This is a genomic window from Lysobacter sp. Root667, assembly GCF_001427715.1.
Taxonomy (GTDB): Bacteria; Pseudomonadota; Gammaproteobacteria; order Xanthomonadales; family Xanthomonadaceae; genus Lysobacter.
Genome location: NZ_LMHF01000015.1, coordinates 194305 through 213925, shown reverse-complemented (window position 1 = coordinate 213925; position 19621 = coordinate 194305). Strand labels below are relative to the sequence as shown.

Genomic DNA, 19621 nt, shown 5'->3' with positions numbered 1-19621 from the left:
GGCCGGTACCGATCCCGCGCCGATGCGATCGCGGGCGAGGCGATGCCGCGGAACGCAGCTGCGATTTTGTTGCGCTGCAAAACAATTCCGAGGCGATCGGCGGGTTTCGCCGCCCGCATCGCGATTGCGCCGGGACGGGTTCGGGTTTTCCGAATCGCTGCGTCCTTACAAACACGAGGCCACGCGAAGAGGGCCCGCCACCGGAGGGGAACCGATGCGAGTGCAAGACCAGAAGCGACTGTCGAGGCGTGTGCTCAAACCCTGTGTGCTGCTGCTGGCGTTGCTGCCGTATCTGACCGCCTATGCCCGCGGCGATGCGATCACCGCCAGGTTCGATATCCCGCAGCAGCGGCTCGATGCCGCCTTGTCGGAATACGCGCGCCAGAGCGGCCAACAGTTGCTGTATTCGCCCGAACTCGCGGTCGGCAAGACCGGACGCGCGGTGCGCGGCGAGAAGCCGACCTTACAGGCGCTGGACGAACTGCTCGCAGGCACCGGTCTCAAATACTCGACCAGCGCATCCGGCGCGATCCTCATCAACGGCAGCGCGGGCGGACATTCGGCGTCGGAGGACGCCAAGCCTCCTGCCGACGCGGTGCCACCGGGAAACGCAGAGGGGACCGCTGACACGCAGCCGGCGGCGGACTCCCAGGCAGAACCGCAAACGGCGCCCGATCCCACCGCTACGGCCAAGGCCCAGGCGGCGACCAATCTCGACACCATCGTGGTCACCGCGCAGAAGCGCGTCGAGCGCATTCAGGATGTGCCGATCGCGATCAGCGCGTTCAGCGGCGACGATCTGGGCGACCGCAAGATCGAAACCGGCGGCGATCTGGTGACGGCGACGCCGAACGTCACGTTCAGCAAAACCAACTTCGCCAGCTACAACTTTCAGATCCGAGGCATCGGCACGCAGGCCTTGTCGGTGACCACCGATCCGGCCGTGGCGATCAGCTTCAACAGCACGCCGATGATCCGGAACCGTCTGTTCGAACAAGAATACTTCGACGTGGACCGGGTCGAGGTGCTGCGCGGGCCGCAAGGCACCTTGTACGGCCGCAACGCCACCGCCGGCGTGGTCAACATGATCCCGAAGCTGGCCGACCCCAGCGCCTACGAAAGCTGGTTCAAGGTCGAAGCCGGCAATTTCGACAGCAAGCGGTTCAGCGGCATGGTCAACCTGCCGATCAACGAGGCGCTGGCGTTCCGCATGGCCGGCGCCTGGACCGACCGCAGCGGCTACATCGAGAACACCGCCACCGGCAGGGATGTCGACGATCGCAGCCTGTGGTCGACGCGCGCCTCGGTGGTGTTCAAACCCAGCGACGCGACCAACCTGAGCCTGGTCTGGGAGCATTTCGACGAAGACGACAGGCGTGCGCGCACCGGCAAGCAGCTGTGCCATACCGACCCCGGCGCTACCGACGTCGACGGCATTCCGCCGAACAGCTTCGATCGCAACTTCATGAGCCAGGGCTGCGCGGACGGTTCGCTCTACGATCGCGGCGCCTTCGGCCTGCCCAACGGCGGCAGCCTGCCGTGGGTGCTGGCGAGCGGCACCTTTCCCGGCACACTGGCCTCGGCGCTCGATCCCGACGGCAACTTCGTCGGCCCGATCTACCTCATTCCGCCGGGCGTGAACCCCTACGAGGGCCGCACCCAGTCGACCGACCTGCGCCAGATCGAGACCACCTACGATCCCAGGTTCCAGGCCAAGAACGATGTCGTCCAGTTCAACTTCGACACCGAAATCAACGAGAACCTGAAGTTCGTCTCGCAGACGCTGTACACGCGCGACAAGTACTACTCGACCCAGGACTACAACCGCTTCCAGTCCAATGCGGTGTTCACCGACACCGATCCGCTGGTGCAGATCACGCCCAACGGCGATCTGGCGCCGGCCTATCCGCTGGCGCCGAAGGGCGTGCTCTGCGACCCGCAGCTGGGATGCTCGGACCGCATGCTGGGGGTCGACCTGGTCGATTCCTATAGCAAGCAGTGGTCGCAGGAGTTCCGCCTGCAGTCGATGTCCGAAGGGCCGTTCAATTTCAGCATCGGCGCCAACTACCTGTACTACTCGGTCGACGAAAGCTACTACGTCTTCAACAACGTCTTCACCGCGATCGCGCGGAACTTCAACAATACCGCCGGCGTCGGCCTGGGTTCCGGCAATACCCCGGTCGACTGCCCGCAGGGCAACGGTGGCGCGACTGTCAACGGCTTGTCCGGCTATCCCTGCGTCTACATCGACCCGAACTCGCTCGACAGCATCGACGGCCAGGGACACAACTATTTCCGCAGCCGCAACGTCGCCAAGACCAAATCCGCCGCCTTGTTCGGCGAGGCCTACTGGCAGCTGTCCGACACGGTCAAGCTGACCGCCGGTCTGCGCCTGACCCGCGACACCAAGATCACCACGCCGTATCCGAGCCAGACCCTGCTGTCGTCCACCAAATCCGGCCCGCCGTACTACTCCTTCGTCGGCGCCGGCTTCGTCAACAGCGGCTACCCGGCGCTGCCCGATGTCCGTCAGACCTGGAACGAGCCGACCGGACGCCTGGTGCTGGACTGGAAACCCGACCTGCCGTTCACCGACAGCACCCTGGTGTATCTGTCGGGCTCGCGCGGCTACAAGGCCGGCGGCACCAACTCGCCGGCCATCGGCGCCGATCCCGATTTCCTCAGCTTCACCCAGCGCGATCTCGGATTCGATGCGGAGTTCGTCAACGCGTTCGAGCTCGGCATGAAGAACGTAATGGCCGACGGCAAGCTCAATCTGAACGCCACCGTGTTCTACAACGACTACCGTGGCTATCAGGTTTCGCAGATCCAGGACCGCGCCACCTTCAACGAGAACTTCGACGCCAAGACCTGGGGCGCGGAAATCGAACTGGCGTGGCGGCCGACGCCGTCGTTCCAGCTCAGCGGCAACGTCGGCTTCCTGCGCACGCGCCTGGACGACAACCAGTACTCGATCGACGTGATGAACCGCACCCAGGGCAATCCCGACTGGGTCGTGTTGCGGCCGTGGGTGCAACAAGCCTCGAACTGCATCGCGCCGCGCGACAAGGTGGCGCAGGTCATGGCCCTGATCTACGCCGGCGGCGACGTCACCTCCAATGCCGGCATCATCCTCAACAGCTTCTGTTCGCTCAATTATCCGGTCGCGGTGGGCGGATTCACGCCGGGCGGCTCCTGGGGCGATGCGTTCGGGTTCTTCTACGACCCGCGTACCGATGCGCCGAACGGCGGCCAGGGCTTTGCGGCCAACGTCGGCGGCAACGAGCTGCCGAATGCGCCGCACATCACCGCCAGCCTCAGCCCGCAGTACACGTTCTTCACCGCGCACGGCGATTTCACCGTGCGTGCCGACTTGTACTACCAAGGCGCGAGCTGGGCGCGCATCTACCAGGACGAGATCGACCGCCTGCACGACTGGGGCAACGTCAACCTGTCGCTGACCTGGCAGAAGCCCGAAGCCGATCTGACCGTACAGCTCTACGTCAAGAATCTGCTCGACGGCAAGGCGATCACCGGCACCTTCCTCAACAGCGACGACAGCGGCCTGACCGCGAACGTGTTCACGCAGGACCCTCGCATCATCGGCATCTCGCTGCGCAAGGGCTTCTTCTGAAGCCCGACCTTCCTCCCATCCCTGCCGGCGTCGCTAGCGCAAACCGGCAGGAAGTGTCGCCACGGCATCCGATCCATCGTGGCAAACCCGCCTGACGCATCGAGCGTCCGGCGATTCCGGTCGTACTCGTACAAGGAGAGTTGAATACCATGAAGCTTAAGTCAGCCATACTCGCTGCCTGTGTTGCGGCAGGCGCGTTCTGCTCATCTTCCGCTTTCGCCGGTTGGGAAATCTATGACGCCGGGACCGCGACCTGGGGCGACGGAACCGTCGTCCTCTCGGGCCCGACCTCGGCTACCGTCAACGGCATCCCGGCGCCGTGCACCGCCAACTTCACGCTCACGGTAACGGGCGGCGTGGCCGTGGTCTCGGCCGCCACCTTCACCGGCAGCTCGACCTGCAACAACATCACCTCCAGCGCCGCGACCCCGCCGCACTGGTCGGTGTCGGGCACCGCTTCCGGTACCTCGGTGTCCACGACGGTCGGCGGAATCAGCATCACGATCCTGGGCAAGACCTGCACCGGCAGCGTCGCGGGCACGCTGACGAACGCGCATCCCTACGGCGGCGGCAGCAACGGATTCTCGTTCCCCGTCACCAGCCTGCCCGTCACCGGCGGCGGCACCTGCACGGTCAAGTCGAATCCCTCGCTGACCGCCAGCAAGCCCATCCAGCTGACGCCTTGAATGCGGACATCCGTGCGATCGGACCCTAGGCATCGATCGTAAGCACGGCCACGACGCCGACGGCGCCCGCGTTTTGGTACGGGCCATCCCCGCCGCTACGAGCACGGATCGCTCAAAGCATGGATCGCTTTAAGCGGCGCGGGATGGGCCCACCGCCGTCGGCATGGACGGCGCCGCGATCCGACGGTTCGCGGCGCACCGGGCCATCGCCGAAACGGCTCTCCCATTCCATCCAGGAGTTAAACATGTTCAAGACGACGCTTTCCGTGGCTTTTGCCACGGCCTTAGCCGGAATCGCCGTCACGTCCGCCGCATCCGCGGCCGTACCCACCGGTCCCTACGCGATCTTCAAGTACTGCCCGTACAACAATCCGCAAGTCGGCGCCTGCGTGGTCAACACCACCACTTCCGGCACGCTCGCGATGGGCGCGACCACCTTGCCGATCACCCAACCGATCGTGTTGCAGGGCGGTGTGATCGACACCGGCCCCTCGCCGCTCTACGACGCGGTGGGCGCGGCGACGCTGTCGGCTCCGGCGGCGAAAGTGCCCGGCGGCCTGCTCGGCATCACCAACCCCTTGCCGGAGTGGCCGCTCCCGCTCTGGGTCGCGTTCTGGAACATCGTCGGCACGGTCAACGACGTGACCGCGACCATGGAGCCGGTCGACGCCATCCAGACCAACTTCGGCAATGCGCTGTTTCCTCCGGACGACGGCAGCGACCCCACCGCGGCGACGCTGAAGGTGCGCGTGCGCCTGCAGAACCCGTTCCTGGGCAACAGCTGCTATATCGGCTCGGCGCAGAACCCGATCACGATCAAGCTGCAAACCGGCACCACCCAGCCGCCGCTGCCGAATCTGCCGATTTCGGGCAACCCGGGCAGCTACGACTTCGAGACGACCGATCCGGACAACGGCTACAGCGTGCTCCACATCAGCGACAACACCCTGGTCGACAACTCGTTCGCGGTGCCGGCGGCGAAGGGCTGCGGCAACATCGCCTTGGGCTTGCCGATCATCACCCAGCTGCTCGATACGCTGGTCTCGGGCGCGGTGAACCTGAAGGTGGGCCTGCCCTCGGCCTCGGGCAAGAACACCGCCATCATGAGCGGCAAGTCCGCCATCGCCGGTACGCCGTCCGTGCTATCCAGCGTTCAATAAGTGACGGACGATTCGCGCAACGCAACACCCTACGCAAGGCGGTTCGCGAGAACCGCCTTGCGATACTATCGAGGCATGAATCGAGGGGTTCTGTGGATGGCGCTGGTTGCGACGGCCGTAGCCGTCGGCGCGTATTGCTTCGGACGCTTTGGGGACGGTCAGGCCGCGGCGGAGACCAATTCGGTACGGGCCGGGACGCAGGCCGAGACGCCTGCGGTGGCCAGTGGAAACCCCGGTTCCGCAACGACGCTTCAAGTCTCGGTGTCGCCCGGTTCGGCTGCCGCACCGTTGAAGGAAGCATTCGCGCAGTTGCAGGCGCAAGCCGAGGCCGGCGATGCCGTCGCTGCGACCCGCCTGTATCGAAATGTCGGGTTTTGCAGCCGCTTGCCCGCGCTAGATTGGATGTTGACGAGCACCGCCGACGAGCTGCTCGCGCAAAAGACCGACAAGATGGATGCGCAGCAACTGCGGGATTACAAGATCCAGCTCGATGCGATCGAAGAGCGCAAGCCGGTCATGAAGCGCTTCCACGATCTGTGCGACGGAGCCAGCGCCGAAATGCTCGCCAGCCTGGTGCCCAGCCTCAAGCGTGCCGCCGAACTCGGCGACGTCGATGCGCGCGCCTGCTATCTCAAGCAGGGGCCGAACGTCGATCCGCGCAGTTTCGCGACGCGGCCCGAGTTGCTCGACGGCTATCGTCGCAGCGTCCATGCCCTGATCGATTCCGGTATGCAGGCAGGGGATTGGAAAGTGGTCGACATCGTCCGCCATGCGTCCCGAGTCGGCTCCGACAGCCTGCTTGCCGGCCTGCTGGGTTCGGACCCTACGCTGCACTATCGCTATCTCAAGCTCTATCGCCTCGGCATGGGGCCGCGCGATGGCGCCCGACTGGATCAGCAGCTCGATTCCGCGGCCGCCTTGCTGTCTCCGGCGCAGCGCATGGACGCGGATGTCTGGGCGCAGACCACCTTGCAGAAGAGTTTCAGCGGTTACTCTGCGCAGGAAACGCCCGAGGGCTGGGATCCTTGCGGGTTCTCCTACGAATGAAACCTCTCTTCGGCGATACGCAGACGACTCCATCCAGGTCTTGTGCATGAGCAAATATCGCTTCCTACTGTGGGCTTGCCTAGTGCTGGCAGCCTTGTTCGGCGCCTATCTGCTCGGCCGCAAGGAAGGATCGAGCGGGCATCCGGCGGCGCTGCCGGCGACCGCCGCGGCGGATCCCGCCGGCCAGGCTCCCGGCAGCGAGCTGCCGATCGTCGCCAAGGCGAGTCTCGACTTCGACCGGGGCGCGTCGATGCCGCCGCTGGGCACGCCGCTGAAGATGGTGTATGCGCAATTGCAAGCGCAGGCGAACGCGGGTGACGCCAGGGCGGCAGCGCGATTGTTACGCGACCTCAACCGTTGCAGCCGTTTGCGCGCCACCGAATGGTCGACGATGCGCAATGCCGGCGAGCTCACCGAGCACAAGACGGAAAATTTGAACGCGGCGCAGTTGCGGACTTATCAGGCCCTGCTCGAGTCCGCCGAGATCCGGCAGCGCGAGGTGGAAGAAGGGCGGACCTTGTGCGCCGATGTCGGCGACGAGATTCTCGATACCTTGAACGCGAACATGGCCCAGGCCGCCCGGCTCGGCGACGCCGACGCGCGCGCCTGCTATCTCAGCCGCGGGCCGCTGTACGACCAGCGCGGCCTGCTCAAGCAACCGGCTGCGCTCGGCGCGTACCGCCGCGAGGCGACGGCGTTGATCGAGAGCGGCCTGGCCGCCGGGGACTGGCGGGTCGTCGATCTGCTGCAGAGCGCCTACGAGCCGGGCTCGCAGAGCCTGCTGGCGGGCTTGGTCGGCACCGACGTGGACCGGCACTATCGTTATCTCAAGCTTTATCGTCTCGGCGCGGAAAACTTCCGGGCGGCCCAGATCGACCGACAGCTCGCGCTCGCCGCGGCGAACCTGAGTCCGGCGCAGCGCGCCGAAGCCGACGAGTGGGCGCAAACGACGCTGCGCGAGAACTTCAACGGCGCCTCGACCGCCGGCACACCGCAGGGCTGGGATGCCTGCGCGCCTTTCGGGGGCTGAGCCAGATCGGCACGCGTGAGCTTAGAACGGGGATGGCGTGACGCGCGTCGCACGGGTCAGTCCGGGCCCAGCTTGAGGCAGCGGCGCGTCTGGGGCGGCCAGCCAAACTGGCCCGGAGCCCTTCGGCCGAGCCGGCCGTAGTGCGGTTCAAACCGCTCAGGGAAAGCCGAGGCGGAACGTCCCGACAGCGGCTATGCCGCTTCTCTCGCTGTAAGGACCGGTATCAGCATCGACTGAGTCTGGAGAGGCACGACGCCGGCGAGCGCCGGATCCCGACCGAGTCGCGCCGGCATGGTCGCGCCTGCGCGGATCGCGGCGCATGGCCGCTCGCATCCTCTGGATTCCGTAGGGAACTTGTAGACGCGTCGTCACTCAAGGCAGGCGATCGCCGGCCATGGCCAGAAGGTGGACGGGCGGCCATGCGCCGAAGACCGCGCGGCGCGGTTGAAGCGGCTTTGGACAGGGAGGGTCTTGCGCGGATTGCGGATCGCCACGACGGCGTAGACTGATCCCGAGGTTCGAGCCCTAGGTAGTGCGGGCCCGCCGGCCGCGACCAGGCGTTCGAGACCGGCATGCCTCGGGCCTCGTGAACGCAATGTCGAAGCTGGGCGAGGTGGGCGGGGTAGGATCGCTGGATCGCGGGACATCATGGAGGGTCTCTTGGGGACGTCCAGGGATTTCGACGGATTCTCTTCGTCCTCGCAGGGCGGCTCGGTCGACGGCGGGCGCGGCTTCGCCGGTTCCGGCAATCCGCCGACCGACGTTTCCGACCGGATCGCGCCGCTGGGCGTGCCGGCATGGGCCTTGAGCCTGCTCGCGCTGGCTTTCGGGGTCGCCCTGACCCTGTGGCTGGGCGGCGCGCAGGAGCGGCGCGTGGTCGACGATCGCACCGCCGCGCTCGAGAGCAGCGCCGAGCGCGGCTATCACTCGGTGGTCGATCGCCTGCAGGCCTGCGAACTGCTGCTGCGCTCGGTCCAGACCCTGTTCCTGACCTCGGACGAAGTCACGCCCGCCGAATTCGCCAACCTCTACGCCAACGTGCGGCCGCGCGAGCGCTTTCCCAGCCTGCTGGCGATGGCCTATTCGCGCCGCGCGCCGCGAGTGGACGGCGATCACTACATCACCGACCTGGTCGCGCCGCTGGCCGGCAACGAGCGCGTGGTCGGGCTGGACGTGAACCTGCAGCCGACCAATCTGGTCGGCGTGCTGAGTTCGCGCGACAGCGACCGCGCGGTGCTGTCGGCGCCGTTCCGGCTCGCTCAGCAGCGCGGCCCCGATTCGCGTCGCGACGGCGTGACCATGCGTCTGCCGGTATTCACCGCCGGCCCGCCGCCGGCCACGCAGGAGGAGCGTCGCGCGCGCATGCGCGGCTCGATCGCGATCTCGTTCCACGCCGGGCAACTGATCGAGGGTGGCCTGGGCGAGGAGGCGCGTCGCCAGCTGCAGGTCGAAGTCAGCGACGTCACCGACGGTACCGCGCCGGACAAGGCGATTCCGCTGTTCGCGACCGGCCCGGCCCCGGCCGCGGCCACGGGATATAGGTTCGAACGCGACATCGACTACGGGGGGCGTCGCTGGCGGGTGCGCATGCGCGCGCTGAATTCGGTCAAGAACGGCGTGAGCGGGCACAACTGGGTGCTGCTGCCGGGCCTGCTGGCGAGCGTGCTGCTGGCGGCGCTGGTGTGGTCGGTCGCGCGCACGCGCCGGCTGGCGCTGGAGCTGGGCTCGCGCATGAGCCGCCGCTACCGCGAGAGCGAAGAGCGCTTCCGTGTCCTCAACGAACTGCTGCCGGCGCTGGTGCTGCTGGCGCGCCGCGACGACGGCAGCATCACCTACGCCAACCAGGCCTCGCGCGCGCGCCTGGGCGAGGCCATATACGAAGTGCCGCTGCCGGAGCTGTTCGAGGACGAACTGCTGCGCGACAAGCTGCGCGCGGCCGACCTGGTCGACTGCGCCAACGCCGAGGCCATGCTGCGTAGCGTCAACGGCGACCGCTTCTGGGCCAACGTGTCGATCACCGGCGTGGTGCTGGAGGGCCGTTCCAAGCTGCTGATGGTCGCTTCCGATATTTCCGAGCAGCGCCAGCTCACCGAATTGCTGACGTATCAGGCCAGTCACGACACCTTGACCGAGCTCTACAACCGGCGCGAGTTCGAGCGCAGGATCGAGCGCGTGCTGGTCGCCGTCGCCGCGGGCGGCCCGCCGTGCGCGCTGCTGTATATCGACCTGGACCAGTTCAAGCTGATCAACGATACCTCCGGCCACGTCGCCGGCGATCAGCTACTGAGCCAGCTGGCGACGATGATGAGCGTGCACTTGCGCGGCGGCGACGTGCTCGCGCGCCTGGGCGGCGACGAATTCGGCGTGCTCGCCACCGAAGTCCACGACCTCGCCGGAGCGATGCTGGTGGCCGAGCGTCTGCGCGAGCACATCGACGGCTACGTGTTCGTATGGGAGCAGCGCACCTACACCGTCACCGCGAGCATCGGCGGGGTGATGCTGGACCGCGCCAACGTGACCCTCAAGGATCTACTGTCGCAGGCCGATACCGCTTGCTACATGGCCAAGGAGGGCGGCCGCAATCGCGTGCATTTCTATTCCGAGCACGACGACAACGCCGCGCGCCGGCGCAGCGAGATGGAATGGGCCAATCGCCTGCGCTGGGCGATCGACGAGGGCCGGCTGCTGCTCAAGTACCAGGAGGTCTGGCCGCTGTCGGCGGACGCCGAGCCCGGGCTGCACCTGGAGCTGCTGCTGCGCTTCCGCGACGAGGAGGGCCGGCTGGTGGTGCCCGGCGCCTTCATTCCCGCGGCCGAACGCTACGGCTTGATGCCGATGATCGACCGCTGGGTGATCGAGACCGCATTGGCCAACTTCGACCGCCTGCATCCGTCCGGCCAACAGCTGCGCACGGCGACCATCAACCTCTCCGGCGCCAGCATCGAGGACGAGACCTTGGCCGACCTGATCCTGGAGCTGCTCAAGCGCCACGCCGTCGAGCCGCAGCGGGTCTGCTTCGAGATCACCGAGACCGTGGCGGTACGCAACCTGGCCCAGGTCGCGCGCTTCATCGAGCGTCTGCGCGCGGTCGGCTGCCGGTTCGCGCTGGACGATTTCGGTGCCGGCATGTCTTCGTTCGGCTACCTCAAGAATCTGCCGGTGGACATCATCAAGATCGACGGCGCCTTCATCCGCGATCTGCTCACCGATCCGATGAGCCATGCCATCGTCAAGGCGGTGACCGACATCGGCCACCAGCGCGGACTCAAGGTGATCGCCGAGTGGGTGACCAGCGACGAAATCCTGATGGAGTTGGGGGCGATGGGCGTCGACTACGCCCAGGGCTACGCCTTGCACCAGCCCGAGCCGGTGCCGTTCCACCGGCGTTGATGTCGTCGCGCGACGCCCAACGACGTCGTCGGTCGCGCCCGTTCGCGCCTTACTCGTAGGTGCCGCCCGGCGAATCCAGCCACTGCCGCAGCTGCAGCATCTCGCTTTCGAGCATGGTGATGAAGCGCAGGCCGGTCCAGGTCTGGCCCGGCATGCTGGCGCGGTCCTGCCACAGCAGGTGCGCGCCGACTTCGATCGGCGAGGTGTGGTGCGGCGCGTCGCGCAGGCTGAAGCGCAACTGGTACAGCGCGTCTTCGACCAGCGGCGCGCTGGCGATCAGCAGCATCCCGGTTTCCGACAGGTTGCTGAGCTGACCGATCACGGTGTCGGTCATGGTGTCGACGACCTGGACCGGATCGCTGACCCGGCGCCGGCGGACGCGGCGGAATTCCTCGTTCATGCCTCGGCCTCCTCCGCCTTCTGCCCGCCGCTGACGAAACCACGCAGCACGCTGAGCGCCGCGTTCCAGGCCCGATCGACCAGCCGGCCCTTCTCGGCGGTGACCACGCGCGTCTGGCCGTGCGCCATCATCCGCGCCAGGCTGTCCAGCGACTGCTCGCCGACGCGCTGGCCGCGCTGATTCACGAACAGGGCGTTGTCGGTGACGGTGCTGAACCAGGACAGGCGTCTGCGCATCACATCGCCTTGCTGATTGATCACGAACTCGAACCAGGTGCCGAAGGGCAGGGTGCGGATGTGTTCCCAGCAGATCTGTTCCTGCTCGCTGCGCGCCGGAAGCTCGCGCTTGGCCGTGCCGCTGTCCTCGCCCAGGCGCGCGCGCGCCTTGAGCCTCATCGCCAGTTCCGTGCGCGAGGCGACGTCGTCGTTGGCCGCGGCGGCGCCGACGGTGAGCTGGCGCGAGATCGCATTGGCCTCGTCGGCGTGATAGCCGACCAAGGTCAGGGCATGTTCGATGTCGCCGTCCAGGCCGCCGGGCGCCTGTTCGCTGGCGCCGGCCACGTTGGCCGCGACGATCTGACGGGTCGCCTCGACCTGGCGCCGCCATTCGTCGGATTCCTCGCCGTGCCGCAGCAGGGTCAGGGTCAGCACGTCGGACCAGGCTTGGGTCAGCAGTGCCTGCACGAACTTGGGCAGGGCCTGGCCGTGGACCGCCGCGGCGATGGCGTCGCTGGCCTGCTGCTTGGCCATCTCGAGCTTTTCCTTGCCGCGGGCGGCCTCGACATGGCGGCGTTCGGCGACTTCGGCCTTGCGCGCCATCGAGCGCAGATGGTCTTGCAGGCTCTGGTTGGCGGCCTCGAACACCGCCGCGTCGCCGTCGTAGTGCTCGACCACGTGATCGACCGCGCGCCGCAATTGGTCGTTGAGCTGCGGGTCGGCTTCCTCTTTCGGGATCCAGCTCGCGCCGGCCTCGGCGACCGCGTTCAACAATTGCCGCGCCGGATGCTGGCTGCGCACGAAGAAGGCACGGTCCTGCAGCGCCAGGCGCAGCAGCGGCACCTGCAGGCGGCCGAGCATGCCGGAGGTGGCGGCGTCGCCGCGCAGTTCGCGTTCGATCTCGCCGTAGAACAGGTCCAACAGCTCGAAGGCGTCGCTGTCTTCGCGCGACAGGGTCGCCGCCTCGCCGCGTTGCTGGCGGGCCTGGGCGAGCAGGGTCTGGCGCAGATCGGCGACGCTGCGCTGCGCGGGCGCCGCGTGCGCGGGCGTGGCTTGGAGCGCGCGCAGGGAGTCGATGAGCTCGTCGGTGGCCAGCGGCGGGCGCGCGGCCGGCTGCGCGCCCGGGCGCAGCTTGCCGAGCAGCTCGCGGCGGCCGGACAGCAACTGTTGCAGCGAGGCGTAGTCGCTGCCCTCGTCGCCGCCGGCGGCGATCGCCGCGGCGTCGGTCTGGCCGGTCCAGGCGGTGTAGGGACGCGCGCCGCGCGGCCCGCGGGCGCCGTCCTCGCGCGCGCTGCGCGGGTCTTCGCTGCGCTCGACGTTCTGCGCGGTCGGGCGCGCCCGGATCGGCACGAACGACAGGCTGGGCAGCACGTTCTCGCGCGCCAGCAGGGCATTCATGGTCTCGACCAGCTGGGCGTAGCCGGTCATCACGTGCAGGTCGTAGATGCGGTAGAGGTCCAGCTTGGCCTCCTGGCCGATCTGCAGCACCGAGCAGGCCTCGGCCATGATCCGGCCGAGGCTGTGCGGGCCCAGCGGCAGGCGCTCGGCGTCGAAGGCCGGGGCGCCGGCGAGTACGCCGAAGCGCTGGCCCAGCAACAGCAGGGGCAGGCCGGCGCGCGCCTCCTGGCGCGCTGCGATCGCGCGCAGCGCCGCGTGCTCGTCCATCTCCTGGTCTTCGACCAGGCGCAGGTCGCGGAAGGTCGGCAGGGCCTGCTGCTCCTCGGCCGCCGTCACCGGTTCGCGGACCTTGGTCAGTGCGGTCTCCAGCCCGACCAGGTAGCGCGGGATCAGGTCGACCCGGTTCAGGCGCACCAGGCGCAGGGTTTCCAGATGAACCGACTGCAGGCTGGCGTTGCGGGCCTGGTCGGCCTGGCGGAACAGCTGCTGCTCGTAGTCGGCCAGCATGTGGTCGAGCGCGCGCGCCATCTCGTCGGAGACCAGGGCGTACAGATGCTCGAGCACCCGCCGCACGCGCTTGGGCATCGCCGCGGACGCCAGCGTGGGCCGCGGGAACGATTTGCCTAGCGGTTCGAATGTCGCGGACATGCAGGACTCACCGGTACCGGATCGGGCGATCTAATCACGCCCCCTTGAGACCCGCCAGCCCTGTCGCTGCTAAGCGGCCGGAATGGAGCGACCACCGATTCAAACGCGGGCAGGGGCGGAGCGCGGCCAGCGCGGGTTGGCGCCCGCTCGGCCGCCGATGTTGCGGGACAGCACGACGACTGCGACGCAAAGCCTAGTCGTCGAGGAACAGCGACACCACGTCGTTGGTGTAGCGCCGGCCCAGCTCGGTCGGGCGCACGCGCTCGCCTTCGTGCCCCTGACCGTCCCGCTCCTCACCGTCTCGCTCCCCACCGTCCCGCTCCAGCCAACCCCGCGCCAGCGCGGTCTGCAGCGGCGCGGCGATCGCGCTCCGGGCCAGGCCGGTGCGGGCCTCGAAATCCGACAGGGCGAAGCCGTCGACCAGGCGCAGCGCGTTGAGCATGAACTCGAACGGCCGCCGCTCCGGCGCGATGCGGTCGTCGCCGCCGATCGCCTCGGCGCTGCCGGCGCGGGCCAGGTACTGGGTTGGGTGCTTGATCTTCCAGCGCCGCAGCACGGCCTGTTCGGCGCCCAGGGTGATCTTGCCGTGGGCGCCGGCGCCGATGCCCAGGTAGTCGCCGTAGCGCCAGTAATTGACGTTGTGGGCGCAGCGGCGGTCCGGGCGCGCGTAGGCGCTGACTTCGTACTGGGCATAGCCGTGCGCGGCCAGCAGGGCCTGGCAGTGCTCCTGCATGTCCCAGGCGCCGTCGTCGTCGGGGATGCCCCGCGGCGGGCGCGCGGCGAACACGGTGTTGGGTTCCAGGGTCAGCTGGTAGTGCGAGACGTGGGTCGGATCCAGCGCGAAAGCGCGCTCCAGATCGCGCTCGGCCATCGCCAGGCTCTGTTCCGGCAGGGCATACATCAGATCGAGATTGAGGTTGTCGTAGCCGGCGTCCTGGGCCAGCTTGACCGCCGCCTCGGCCTCGTCGCTGTCGTGGATCCGGCCCAGGCGCTGCAGGCAGCCGTCGTCGAAGCTCTGGATGCCGAAGCTCAGGCGGTTCACGCCGGCGGCGCGGTAGAGTTCGAAGCGGCCGTGCTCGGCGGTGCCGGGATTGGTTTCCAGGGTGATCTCGCAGCCCGGAGCGAAGCGCAGACGGGCGCTGGCGGCCTGCAGGAAGCGGTCGATGGCCTCCGGCGGGAACAGGCTGGGCGTGCCGCCGCCGAAGAATACGGTCTGCACGGTGCGGCCCCAGACCAGCGGCAGATCGTAGTCGAGATCGGCGAGCAGGGCGTCGACGTAGTCGGCGAACGGCAGCGGGCCGCGGCCCTCGTGCGAGTTGAAATCGCAGTACGGGCATTTGCGCACGCACCAGGGCAGGTGCACGTATAGCGACAGGGGCGGCAAGGACAACATGCGCTCTACCTGGCCGCCTGCGGCTGGCGCGCGCTCAGGTCGATGCGGTAGTCGACGATGCGGATGCCGTAGTCGCGGCGCATCGACAGCGGTTCGAGCATCGCCGCGTCGTCGGCCTCGCCGGCGTCGCGGCCGACCACCAGATAGGCCGGCTGGTCCTGGCCGTGGTTGACCAGCAGCTCGCAATCGCCCGGGTCGAACGCGACCTGGCGGCCGTTGCGCGCGGTGCCCAGCGGTACCCGCAGCCCCGGACCGCGCGCCAGCGAGGCGCTCCAGCGGTTGCTGTTCTCGCACTCGCCCTGGTATTCGCGGCCGAGGTAGACGCAGACCAGGCTGTTCTCGGCGACGCCGCGGCGGCCGTCCTGTTCGTACTCGATCCGGAACGGGAAGCTGTAGCGGCGGTGCGCCGGCTTGGCGTCGCCGAGTTCGCGGATCTCGTTGCGGCTGCAGGTCAGCGGCGACAGGGCGTCGAAGGAACTGCAGCCGGCGAGGGCCAGCGCGCCGGCCAGAGCCAGGCTAGCGGTGCGGAGCGGGAAGGTATGCGGCATGCGGACGGATTCGATTCGTGGGGCGGGCGCGCCGGCCCTGGGGGGAGGACGATCGCGGTGGCGACAAGGATACGCGGGCGGGTGGCGCCGGCCGGTGACGCACGCCGCGCTCCGGCTTTGACGGTCACACCACGCGGTAGCGGCCGATCCGGCGTTCCGACAGCGTCAGTGCGTCGCCGCGCGCGTCGATTTCGGCGTAGCGCGGCTCGTCGGCGGCGAGGAAGGCGTCGTAGTCGGCCTGCGAGGCCCGGCGATCGATGCTCAGATATTCGCCGCTGGACTCGTCGCGCAGCAGTTCGGTGCCCAGATAGCCAGGATGGGCGCCGAACAGCGCGACCCAGTCGCCCTGGGCGCCGTACAGCGCCTCGAACGCCGGTTCCGAGCCGGGACGCACCCGATACTGCCAAAGCACCGCGAACATGGGCTCAGCGTATCGCGTCCAGCAGTTTCTGGCGCAGCGCGGCCAGGGCGCGGCCGCGGTGGCTGAGGCGGTTCTTGAGCTCGGTGTCCATCTCCGCCGCGGTCAGGCCGTAGTCGGGGTCCAGGAACACCGGGTTGTAGCCGAAGCCGCCGGTGCCGCGGCGCTGGTCGATGATGATGCCCGGCCACACGCCCTCGGCGATGATCGGCTGCGGGTCGCCGGGGTGGCGCAGCAGCACGATCACGGCGTAGAAATGCGCCGCGCGCCGGCCTTCGGGCACGTCCTTCATCGCCAGCAGCAGTTTGTCGATATTGGCCTGGGCGTCGCCGTGCACGCCCGAATAGCGCGCCGAATACAGGCCCGGCGCGCCGCCCAGGGCGTCGACGCAGATGCCCGAATCGTCGGCCAGCGCCGGCAGCCCGGTGATCGCGCAGGCGTGGCGGGCCTTGAGCAGGGCGTTCTCGACGAAGGTGCTGGCGGTCTCCTCGGCGTCCTCCACGCCCAGGTCGCTCTGCGCGACCAGCTCGATGCCGGTGTCGGCCAGCAATTCGCGCAGTTCGATCAGCTTTCCGGCATTGCTGCTGGCCAACACCAGTTTCATCGCTTCAGCTCCAGCAGGTCCCAGCGGTTGCCGTACAGGTCTCCGAACACGGCCACGGTGCCGTAGGCCTCGTGGCGCGGCGCTTCCATGAAACGCACGCCCTGCGCGCTCATCGTGGCGTGGTCGCGGGCGAAATCGTCGGTATGCAGGAAGTAGCCGACCCGGCCGCCGGTCTGGTCGCCGACGCGCGCGGCCTGGGTCGCGTCGCTGGGTTGCGCCAGCAGCAGCGCGGTTTCGTTGCCGGGCGAGGGCGACACCCGCACCCAGCGCTTGCCGCCGCCCAGGTCGGTGTCCTCGAGCAGGACGAAGCCGAGCGCGCCGGTGTAGTAGGCGATCGCCTCGTCGTAGTCGCGCACCAGCAGGGTGAAGGCGCCCAGGCTGCGCGCCGGCGAGGCGCCGCTCACGAGGCCAGGGCCTGGCGCTGGTGCTGGATCAGTTCGGCGATGCCGGCCTCGGCCAGGGCCAGCAGGCCGTCGAGCTCCTCGCGCCGGAACGCATGGCCCTCGGCGGTGCCCTGCAGCTCGATGAAGCCGCCGCCGTCGTTCATGACCACGTTCATGTCGGTGTCGCAGTCGCTGTCCTCGGCGTAATCCAGGTCCAGCACCGGCACGCCGCGGTAGACGCCGACCGAGACCGCCGCGACCGCGCCGAAAATCGGATCCTTGTTGATCTCGCGCCGCGCCTGCAGCCAGCGCACCGCGTCGACCAGGGCCACGTAGGCGCCGGTGATCGCGGCGGTGCGGGTGCCGCCGTCGGCCTGCAGCACGTCGCAGTCCAGGGTGATGGTGCGTTCGCCCAACGCCTTGCGGTCGATGCAGGCGCGCAGGGCGCGGCCGATCAGGCGCTGGATCTCGAGCGTGCGCCCGCCCTGCTTGCCGCGCGCGGCCTCGCGGTCGCTGCGGGTGTGGGTGGCGCGCGGCAGCATGCCGTACTCGGCGGTGACCCAGCCTTCGCCCTTGCCGCGCAGGAAGGGCGGCACCTTGTTCTCGACGCTGGCGGTGCACAGCACCCGGGTCTGGCCGAAGCTGACCAGCACCGAGCCCTCGGCGTGGGCGGTGTAAGCGCGTTCGATGCGGACTTCGCGCATCTGCCCGGGCGTGCGCCCGCTGGGACGCGCGACGGCGTCGGTGGGGGCGGCGGAAGTGCCGGTCATGGCCATGAGTTACCGTTTTGGTGGCCGGCGAGTTTACCATTCGCTCCCTGTAGGCCTTGGACCACCGCATGATCCGCAGCATGACCGCCTTCGCCAGCGGCGAACGCGTCACCGAATGGGGCACGCTCGGCTGCGAGCTGCGCTCGGTCAACCACCGTTTCCTCGAACTGGGCCTGCGCCTGCCCGACGAGCTGCGCGCGCTGGAACCGGCGCTGCGCGAGCGCATCGCCGCGCGCGTGAGCCGCGGCAAGCTCGACTTCGTACTGCGCCTGCGCGCGCCCGAAGGCGCCGCCGCCCTGCAGCTCAACCCGACCCGCCTGCGCGAGCTGGGCGAGCTGGCGATCGACCTGCAGGCGCGTTTCCCGGGCCTGCGCACCGAACTCACCGACCTGCTGCAGTTCCCCGGCGTGCTGCAGACCCCGGCCACTGACCCGGCGGCGCTGCAGATCGCGGCGCTGGAGCTGCTGGACGGGGTGCTGGACGAATTCCTGGCCGCGCGCGAGCGCGAGGGCGCAAAGCTGGCGGCGGTGATCGCCGAGCGCGTCGACGCCATCGCCGCGATCGCCGGCGACGTGCGCGGCATGATGCCGGGCATCCGCACCGGTCAGCGCACCAAGCTGGAAACGCGTCTGGCCGACCTGGCCCAGTCCAGCGGCGTCGTCGGTTTCGATCAGGGCCGCGTCGAGCAGGAACTGGTGCTGTGGCTGCAGAAGCTGGATGTGGAGGAAGAGCTGGACCGGCTCGACTCCCATGTCGCCGAGGCCCGCCGCGTGCTGAAACTGCGCGAAGCGGTCGGCCGCCGGCTCGACTTCCTGCTGCAGGAATTCAACCGCGAGGCCAACACCCTGGGCTCCAAGTCGGTCGACGCGCGCAGTTCGGCGGCGGCGGTGGAGCTGAAGGTGCTGATCGATCAGGTCCGCGAGCAGATCCAGAACATCGAGTAGCTGCGGAGAAGCAGCATCTGGTAAGGGCGGCAACCAGTAGAGGCAGCAACTAGTAGAGCAGCAACTAGTAGAGCAGCAACTAGTAGAAGCAGTGGTCGGTAAAAGCAGTAACCAGTTTATGCAGTAGCGAGTAGGGGTGCTTTGCCGCTCCGCACTAGTTCCCAATTCCTATTCACTCGTTACTAGCCCCCAGCTACAGGCGAATTCATGCGCGGAACCCTCTATATCGTCGCTGCCCCGTCCGGTGCCGGAAAATCCAGCATCGTCAACGCGGTGCTGGCCCGCGACCCGAACATCAGCCTGTCGATCTCGTTCACCTCGCGCCAGCCGCGTCCGGGCGAACGCCATGCCGAGCACTACCACTTCGTCAGCGCCGAGGAATTCGAAGGCATGGTCGAGGCCGGCGACTTCTTCGAGCACGCGCGCGTGCACGGCGACTGGAAGGGCACCGCGCGCCAGTCGGTCGAGCCGCAACTGTCGGGCGGCCGCGACGTGCTGCTGGAGATCGATTGGCAGGGCGCGCGCCAGGTCCGCAACAAGGTGCCCGGCGCGGTCAGCGTGTTCATCCTGCCGCCGTCGCGGCAGGCGCTGGAGTCGCGCATGCGCACCCGCGGCCAGGACAGCGAAGAGGTGATCCAGCAGCGGCTCGCGGCCGCGCGCGAGGAAATGTCGCACTACGGCGAATTCGACTATGTGATCGTCAACGAGCACTTCGACACCGCGGTCGACGAGATGTGCGCGATCTTCGTCGCCAGCCGGCTGCGGCGCGAACCGCAGGTGGCGCGCCATTCGCGCCTGATCACCGCCCTGCTGGCCGACGAGGGCTGAGCGGGGCGCGACCCGGCCCAGCCCAGCCCAGCCCGGCCTTCCGCCTTGGGGTAGGAGCGGCGTAAGCCGCGACCCGACTGCCCCGCAAACCCAGCTTAGCGACGCTGTAGCCTACTGCCGCGGTC

General features: G+C 68.3%; 16 protein-coding genes. 8 read left to right on the top strand and 8 right to left on the bottom strand.

From position 1 onward, the window contains the following. Positions 1-214 precede the first annotated feature (214 nt). The 6 genes from ASD78_RS18625 (at position 215) to ASD78_RS18595 (ending at position 10947) form a co-directional block, all read left to right on the top strand. Positions 215-3634, top strand: a complete 3420-nt coding sequence (locus ASD78_RS18625) for a TonB-dependent receptor (protein ID WP_082575714.1) — start codon at positions 215-217, stop codon at positions 3632-3634. Positions 3635-3783: 149 nt separating this feature from the next. Further along, the gene (locus ASD78_RS20955) at positions 3784-4320 is read left to right on the top strand and encodes a hypothetical protein (RefSeq protein WP_156087875.1); all 537 of its coding nucleotides are present in this window, start codon (positions 3784-3786) and stop codon (positions 4318-4320) included. A gap of 245 nt (positions 4321-4565) precedes the next feature. Beyond that, complete coding sequence (locus ASD78_RS18610) at positions 4566-5480, top strand: hypothetical protein (RefSeq protein ID WP_056104229.1); 915 nt, start codon at positions 4566-4568, stop codon at positions 5478-5480. A gap of 96 nt (positions 5481-5576) precedes the next feature. After that, positions 5577-6527, top strand: coding sequence for a hypothetical protein (locus tag ASD78_RS18605; RefSeq protein ID WP_156087874.1), 951 nt, complete (start codon positions 5577-5579; stop codon positions 6525-6527). Between the two features lie 46 nt (positions 6528-6573). Beyond that, complete coding sequence (locus ASD78_RS18600; protein WP_156087873.1) at positions 6574-7557, top strand: hypothetical protein; 984 nt, start codon at positions 6574-6576, stop codon at positions 7555-7557. A 660-nt stretch (positions 7558-8217) separates the two neighbouring features. Further along, entirely contained in the window at positions 8218-10947 is a 2730-nt protein-coding gene (locus tag ASD78_RS18595; protein WP_235566543.1) for an EAL domain-containing protein, read from the top strand. A gap of 49 nt (positions 10948-10996) precedes the next feature. Here ASD78_RS18595 and ASD78_RS18590 read toward each other — a convergent pair whose 3' ends face one another. From ASD78_RS18590 to rph, 8 genes are all read right to left on the bottom strand, one after another. Beyond that, complete coding sequence (locus ASD78_RS18590; protein WP_055900302.1) at positions 10997-11347, bottom strand: PilZ domain-containing protein; 351 nt, start codon at positions 11345-11347, stop codon at positions 10997-10999. Further along, entirely contained in the window at positions 11344-13608 is a 2265-nt protein-coding gene (locus ASD78_RS18585) for a DUF1631 domain-containing protein (protein ID WP_055900305.1), read from the bottom strand. Before ASD78_RS18585 ends, ASD78_RS18590 begins: the two co-directional genes overlap by 4 nt. A 193-nt stretch (positions 13609-13801) precedes the next feature. Continuing rightward, positions 13802-15001 carry a radical SAM family heme chaperone HemW gene (hemW, locus tag ASD78_RS18580; protein ID WP_056104209.1) on the bottom strand — a complete coding sequence of 400 codons (1200 nt, stop codon included), beginning with the start codon at positions 14999-15001 and terminating at the stop codon, positions 13802-13804. Positions 15002-15006: 5 nt separating this feature from the next. Further along, positions 15007-15549, bottom strand: coding sequence for a hypothetical protein (locus tag ASD78_RS18575; protein WP_055900314.1), 543 nt, complete (start codon positions 15547-15549; stop codon positions 15007-15009). Between the two features lie 124 nt (positions 15550-15673). After that, positions 15674-15970: an antibiotic biosynthesis monooxygenase gene (locus ASD78_RS18570; RefSeq protein ID WP_055900317.1), complete on the bottom strand. Its 297-nt coding sequence runs from the start codon at positions 15968-15970 to the stop codon at positions 15674-15676. 4 nt (positions 15971-15974) lie between these two features. Continuing rightward, entirely contained in the window at positions 15975-16571 is a 597-nt protein-coding gene (gene rdgB, locus ASD78_RS18565) for an RdgB/HAM1 family non-canonical purine NTP pyrophosphatase (protein WP_055900320.1), read from the bottom strand. Then, positions 16568-16948: a VOC family protein gene (locus ASD78_RS18560; RefSeq protein WP_200944274.1), complete on the bottom strand. Its 381-nt coding sequence runs from the start codon at positions 16946-16948 to the stop codon at positions 16568-16570. Before ASD78_RS18560 ends, rdgB begins: the two co-directional genes overlap by 4 nt. Positions 16949-16971: 23 nt before the next feature. Next, on the bottom strand, positions 16972-17724 hold the full coding sequence (gene rph / locus ASD78_RS18555) for a ribonuclease PH (RefSeq protein ID WP_056104295.1): 753 nt from the start codon (positions 17722-17724) through the stop codon (positions 16972-16974). Between the two features lie 68 nt (positions 17725-17792). Here rph and ASD78_RS18550 point away from each other — a divergent pair, with 68 nt between their 5' ends. Continuing rightward, a complete protein-coding gene (locus ASD78_RS18550) occupies positions 17793-18668 on the top strand; it encodes a YicC/YloC family endoribonuclease (protein WP_056104204.1) in 876 nt (291 codons plus the stop codon). A gap of 207 nt (positions 18669-18875) precedes the next feature. Continuing rightward, a complete protein-coding gene (gmk, locus tag ASD78_RS18545; protein ID WP_055900326.1) occupies positions 18876-19496 on the top strand; it encodes a guanylate kinase in 621 nt (206 codons plus the stop codon). The last annotated feature ends 125 nt before the right edge of the window (positions 19497-19621 follow it).